Origin of the sequence: Planomonospora corallina (genome assembly GCF_042650625.1) — a bacterium.
Classification (GTDB): domain Bacteria; phylum Actinomycetota; class Actinomycetes; order Streptosporangiales; family Streptosporangiaceae; genus Planomonospora_B; species Planomonospora_B corallina.
The window spans coordinates 1-5,916 of sequence record NZ_JBHSBM010000048.1 but is presented as its reverse complement, the minus strand read 5'-3'; the positions used below and the strand labels follow the sequence as shown (position 1 = coordinate 5,916).

Below are 5,916 nucleotides of genomic sequence, written 5' to 3'. Positions count from 1 at the left end.
AGACCCATGATGATCTCTCCTTAGCGGGGTCGTGCCGGTCCGTCCGTGGCCCGGTCTGCCGCTTCCATCGGCGGCCACCGGGGGATGCTGAGGGGTTCCCAGCGGTTTTTCGCCGGCTTCTTCGAGAGCCGGCGGTCACAGAACCCGTACGGCCCGCGGCCCCGGGGGCGCGGGGCGCAGGCCGTACGGAGGTCCGATCAGGTCAGGCGGTGCGGGCGACGGGGGCGCCGTAGAGGTCGGTGAGGGCCAGGCGGGCGCGCAGGTCGCCCTTGGCGGCGATCTCGGCGTAGTAGGCGGTGCGGCGCTTGGCCACGCAGCCGTCGGGGCGCTCGGGGGCCTTGACCATGGTGGGCTCCAGCTGGGCGTTCATGCCGTCGCGGAGCAGGACCAGGGCCTCGGCGCGCAGCTGGGAGACGCGGGACTCGGTCACGCCGAGCTCGGTCGCGATCTCCGCCATGGGCCGCTCCTCGAGGAAGTAGCGGGTGACGACCAGGCGCAGGCGCTGCGGGAGGGAGTCGATGGCGTGGGTGAGGTAGCCGAGGCGCTCACGGTGGAGCAGCAGGTCCTCGGGGCCGGCGGTCTGCTCGGGGACCATGTCCTCGGCGGTGCCGGGGGCGAAGCCCTGCAGGCTCAGCACGACGGCGCGCTGCACGTCCTCCTCGATGGCCTCGACCTCTTCCTCGGCGACGCCGAGGGCGGTGGCGAGCTCGCGGTTGGTCGGGGTGTGGCCGAGGGAGCTGCTGAGCTCCTGGCGGACGCTGTCGAGCTGGCGGGCGCGGCTGCGCACCGAACGGCTGGCCCAGTCGAGGCCGCGCAGCTCGTCGACCAGGGCGCCGCGGATGCGGACGGCGGCGAAGCGGCCGAAGGGAGTGCCGCGCTCGGGGTCGAAGGAGTGGGCGGCGGCGGCGAGGGCGGCCAGACCGGCGGAGGTCAGGTCGTCCCGGTTCACGTGGGAGGGGACGCGCATGAGGGTCTCGCGGACGATGTGGCCGACCAGGGGCAGGTGCTCGCGGACGAGGTCGTCGATCTCGCGGCTCACGGTGGTGGTGCCCATGGTGGCGGTGCCCTGAGTCCTCACGTGTTGCCCCTTCGTGACGATGGTGAGAAGTGGTAAGACCGGCCCGTTCGGTGCCGACATGAAGAGGAAACCTGCGCAAAGAGGTAGGAATCGGTTGCGTTCGGTTGCTGAACGGTTGCGGAATCTCACTTCTCGTCATGGAGTGAGCACAGGCGGTCATAGTCGGCGTGTTCGCCGGGGAAGTCCTCAGGCCCGTCGCCCCGCTGCCGACGGGATCCGGTGAGAAGCGCGCCGTCCGCGGCGCGGCCCTACGACCGTGAAGGCGGGACGGATGAGTTTGGCCGATCTGTCGAGCACGCTGTGGCGGATCCGCGAGATGCTGGACCTGCTGCTGTTCAAGCTCGAGGAGGAGCAGCTCGTACTGGCCGCGGGCAAGACCCGCTGGCTGCCGCACGCCACCCGCGAGGTGGAGATGGTCCTGGAGCAGATCCGCAAGACCGAGGTCCTGCGCGCGGCCCAGGTGGACGAGGTGGCCGTGCTGCTCGGCCTGCCGCCCGCGCCCAGCCTCTCAGCGCTGGCGGACGCCGCCGGCGAGCCCTGGTCGGAGCTGTTCCGCCAGCACCGGGCGGCCTTCCTGACCGTGACCGCGGAGATCACGGCGCTGGCCGAGACCAACCGTGAGCTGCTGACCGTCGGCTCGCGCGCCGTCCACGAGGCGCTGATGAACGTCACGGGCTCCGTGGCGACCTACGGCCGTTCCGGCGAGACGGTCGGTGGCGGCCGCTCGTCCCGACTCGTCAACGAGGCGATGTAGCAGATGAGCACCTTCTCCGGAATCTCCACCGCGCTGAGCGCCCTGTACGCGCAGCGCCAGGCGCTCGACGTGGCCGGGCAGAACGTCGCCAACGCCAACACCGAGGGCTACACCCGCCAGCGGGTCGACATGAACTCGATCGGCGGCGCGGTCACCCCGGCCCGGTACGCCATCACCGACGGCATCGGCGGCGGCGTCGACGTCGCGGGCGTCACCCGGATGCGCGACGCGTTCCTGGAGTCGCGCGGCCAGATCGAGCACGCCAAGTTCGCCTACCTCGCCGGGCAGCAGGACATCCACGCCCGCATCGAGGAGGTCTTCAACGAGCCCAGCGACACCGGCATCCAGTCCCAGCTGTCGGACTACTGGAACGCCTGGCACGACGTCGTCAACCAGCCCGGCGACCTGGCGGCCCGCGCGCAGCTGCTGCAGCGCGGCGGCACCGTCGCCGACAGCCTGCGCAGCGGCGACGACGCGCTCGACTCGCTCTGGACCAGCACCCTCGGCCAGGTCGACTCCCTGGTCACCGAGGTCAACACCGCGGCCGACACCATCTCCCAGCTCAACAAGGCGATCGTGCGCGCCACCGCGGCGGGCCTGCCCGCCAACGAGCTCGCCGACGAGCGCGACGGCCTCGTGCTGCGCCTGGCCGAGCTCACCGGCGCCACCTCCCAGTCGCTGGCCAACGGCGCGGTCGACGTCCACCTGGGCGGCGGCAAGCTGGTCGACGGCGGGAGCTTCCGCGAGCTGAAGGTGGCCGGCGCCGGCTCGCTCCGGGACGTGATGGCCGACCCGGGCAACCCGGTCGCCCTGCAGTGGAAGGACAGCAGCGCCGACGCCGGCGTCGCCTCCGGCCAGCTCGCCTCCTCCCTGCACGCGCTCAACGAGGTCCTGCCGGAGTACGCGGCCCGGCTGGACGAGGTGGCGAGCAAGCTCGCCGCGACCGTCAACACCCAGCACGTCAAGGGCTACGACCTGAACGGCGCCGCGGGCGGCGACTTCTTCACCGCCACCACCGGCACGACGATCACCGCCGCGACGATCACCGTCGGCATCGCCGACCCGGCGAAGGTCGCGGCCTCGTCCATGGCGCCCGTCCCCAGGACCGACGGCGACGGCAACCCGCTGCCCGTCACCGGGAACCTGGACGCCGGCAACGCCGACGCCCTGGCGGCCTTCGCGAGCGCCGCCGGCGGCCCTGACCGGTACTACCGGGAGACCGTGACCGCGCTGGGCGTCGCCTCCCAGGCCGCGCAGCGGCGGACCATGATCCAGGCGACCGTGACGCAGAACAACGACGCGCAGCGCGCCGCCCAGTCGGGCGTCAGCCTGGACGAGGAGATGGCGAACATCCTCCTCTACCAGCGCGCCTACCAGGCCGCCTCGCAGGTGATCAACACGATCAACAGCACCTTCGACTCCCTCTTCAGCATGATCCGGGGCTGATGACCTTATGACTTACATGCGTGTCACCGAGCGCTCCATCTCCACCAGAGTGCTCAACAACCTGCAGGGCAACATCTCCCGCCTGGAGGACATCCAGGTACGGCTGTCCGGCGGCAAGCAGCTGGCCCGCCCGTCCGACTCGCCCGCGGGCACCACGTCGGCGCTCTCCCTGCGCAGCGACATCCGCACGCAGGAGCAGTACCTGCGCAACGCCGACGACGGCCTCGGCTGGCTGGGCACCATCGACACCGCGCTGACCAGCGCGAACAGCCAGGTCAACCGGGCCAGGGAGCTGGTGCTCCAGGGCATGTCGACCGGCGCCGGCGGCTCGGTCAGCGCACGCACCGCCCTGGCCACCGAGATCGACAACATCCGGTCGTCCCTGATCAACGTCGCGAACACCACCTACCTGGGCCGGCCCGTCTTCGCCGGCGCCGCGAGCGGCACCACCGCCTACGAGCAGGACGGGACCCACCAGGGCCAGGGCGGCGAGGTGCTCCGCACGATCGGCGACAACACCAAGGTCGCGGTCAACTCCGACGGGGAGAGGGTCTTCGGCACCGGTGAGAACCAGCTGTTCAAGGTGCTGGCCGACATCTCCGAGCACCTGAAGAACGACCCGTCGGCCCTCGGCGACGACCTCGCCCGCCTCGACACGAGCATCAAGACCATGCAGACCGAGGTCGCGGACGTCGGTGCTCGTTACAATCGCGTGACGCAGATGCGCGACACCGCCGACGCCCGGATCCTGAGCCTCAAGACCCAGCTGTCCGACATCGAAGACATCGACCTGCCCAAGACGATCACCGAGCTGACCCTGCAGCAGACCGCCTACCAGGCGGCGCTGGCGGCGACGGCCCGGGTCGTGCAGCCCTCTCTCGTGGACTTCCTGAAGTGATCTCTGTTAAGGACCGCCCGATGAACGCTGACACCGCGGCCCCGGTGGGCACGACCGGCGGCGAGCTGCCGGCGATCGAGTTCGTCTGCCCGATGCCGGGCTTCGCGAACAACCGCCGTTTCGTCCTCGTCCGGGTCGACGAGGACGGGCTGCTGTACTCGCTGCGTTCGCTGGAGGACCCGGACCTGCGGTTCCTGGTGATCTCGCCGAACCCCTTCTTCCCGGCCTACGAGCCGGAGATCGGCGACGAGACCCTGGACATGCTCGGCGCGGACGCCTCCTCGGAGCTGCTCGTCCTGCTGATCGTGACGGCGCCGGGCTCCATCACCGACGCCACGGCCAACCTGCTGGCCCCGATCGTCGTGGACACCCGCACCCGCCGGGCCGTGCAGACGGTGCTCAGCGGATCGGACCTGCCGGTCCGGGCTCCGCTGGTATCCGCCTGAGATCGGTTAGGCTGCCGTAGTCCCCCGGTGAGATAAGGAGGCCGCACGTGCTGGTGCTGACCCGCCGCTCGGGGGAGAGTCTGATGATCGGCGACGACGTCGTCGTGACCGTGCTCGACGTCCGGGGAGACGTGGTCCGGATCGGCATCCGCGCGCCCCGGTCCGTGCCGGTCCACCGCGAAGAGGTCTTCCGCGAGCTGCAGGCGGCCAACCGCGAGGCCGCCTCGCCCAACGAGGAGGCGCTGGCCGCGCTCCGCAGCATGCTGCGGCCCGGCAGACCGGACGCCCCGGGCAAGCCGGACGCGTAGGCCCTCCGGCCACCTCTCTCCGCAGCCCCTCTCCGGAGCCGCCGCCGGGCGGAGACCGGCCTCGGCACGCCCCGCCGCCCCTCGCCCCTGAGCGGACAAGAGAAAACCATGAGCCGGACGTTCCCTGGAGTCTCACCGACCGGCGGCGCGCAGGTCCGCGCGCCGCGCGGCCGGCTGGCGTATCTCCTGTCCGGCGGCGTGCTGGTTCTCGTCGCGCCGCTGCTGGCGGCCGTCTCCCCCGTCCTGGACGCCCTGTCCTGGGTGGTGGTGCAGGGGGCGTCGACGGCGGCCGTCATCACCGGGATCCGCCGGTACGGCCTGGGCCACCGGTGGCCCTGGCGGCTGATCGGCGTGGCCATCACGATCGCCTGGGTGAACTCCGCGCTCTTCTGGGGCATCGGCTGGGTCTGGCTGGAGAGCCCCACGGCCCTGCTCCTCTACCAGCTCGGCACCCTGCTCACGTACGGCCTGGGCCTGGTGGCGCTCCTGCTGCTGGGCCTGTGGACCGACGGCTCGCGCCGGGCCGGGCTGCTGGACGCCTCGATCATCGCCGTCGGCGTGGCCATGCCCTTCTGGGCCTTCTTCGTCGACCCGCTGCTCCACCGGAGCGCCCTCTCCGGCGGGGAGCTCGCCTTCGCGCTGGCCACCCCCGTCATGGACCTGTTCATGCTGGGCCTGGTCCTGCGGATGACCTCCGACAACGGCCGGGCGCCGTGGCTGCTCCAGCTGAGCGGCGCCTATGTCCTGCTGTTCGTGGCGGACGCCGCCTACCTGCTGGACCTGGCCGAGGGCCGCCCGTCCGGGGCCGTCTGCATGGTCGGCTGGCTGGGCTGGGCGGTCCTGGTCGGCGGTGCCGCGCTGCACCCCAGCGCGGCGGGCGCGGAGCGGATGGGAGCCCCCGTCGTCTCCAGCCGGGCCCGGATCACGGTGTTCCTGGCGCTGGCGCTGCTCGGCCCGCTGACCGCGGGCGCCGGCCTCCTGCTGAC

7 protein-coding genes are annotated in these 5,916 nt (G+C 71.7%); 6 read left to right on the top strand and 1 reads right to left on the bottom strand.

The window, feature by feature from the left end:
* Nucleotides 1-202: 202 nt before the first annotated feature.
* A complete protein-coding gene (locus ACFOWE_RS30165) occupies nt 203-1,078 on the bottom strand; it encodes a sigma-70 family RNA polymerase sigma factor (protein WP_377293835.1) in 876 nt (291 codons plus the stop codon).
* A 271-nt stretch (nt 1,079-1,349) separates the two neighbouring features.
* Here ACFOWE_RS30165 and ACFOWE_RS30160 point away from each other — a divergent pair, with 271 nt between their 5' ends.
* From ACFOWE_RS30160 to ACFOWE_RS30135, 6 genes are all read left to right on the top strand, one after another.
* Entirely contained in the window at nt 1,350-1,832 is a 483-nt protein-coding gene (locus ACFOWE_RS30160; RefSeq protein WP_377293833.1) for a flagellar protein FlgN, read from the top strand.
* Nucleotides 1,833-1,835: 3 nt separating this feature from the next.
* On the top strand, nt 1,836-3,278 hold the full coding sequence (gene flgK, locus ACFOWE_RS30155) for a flagellar hook-associated protein FlgK (RefSeq protein WP_377293831.1): 1,443 nt from the start codon (nt 1,836-1,838) through the stop codon (nt 3,276-3,278).
* Nucleotides 3,279-3,285: 7 nt separating this feature from the next.
* Complete coding sequence (flgL, locus tag ACFOWE_RS30150; RefSeq protein WP_377293829.1) at nt 3,286-4,176, top strand: flagellar hook-associated protein FlgL; 891 nt, start codon at nt 3,286-3,288, stop codon at nt 4,174-4,176.
* 20 nt (nt 4,177-4,196) lie between these two features.
* Nucleotides 4,197-4,622, top strand: coding sequence for a flagellar assembly protein FliW (locus ACFOWE_RS30145; RefSeq protein WP_377293827.1), 426 nt, complete (start codon nt 4,197-4,199; stop codon nt 4,620-4,622).
* Between the two features lie 47 nt (nt 4,623-4,669).
* Nucleotides 4,670-4,930: a carbon storage regulator CsrA gene (gene csrA / locus ACFOWE_RS30140; protein WP_377293825.1), complete on the top strand. Its 261-nt coding sequence runs from the start codon at nt 4,670-4,672 to the stop codon at nt 4,928-4,930.
* Between the two features lie 108 nt (nt 4,931-5,038).
* On the top strand, nt 5,039-5,916 hold an 878-nt coding region (locus ACFOWE_RS30135), incomplete at its 3' end, for a hypothetical protein (protein WP_377293823.1).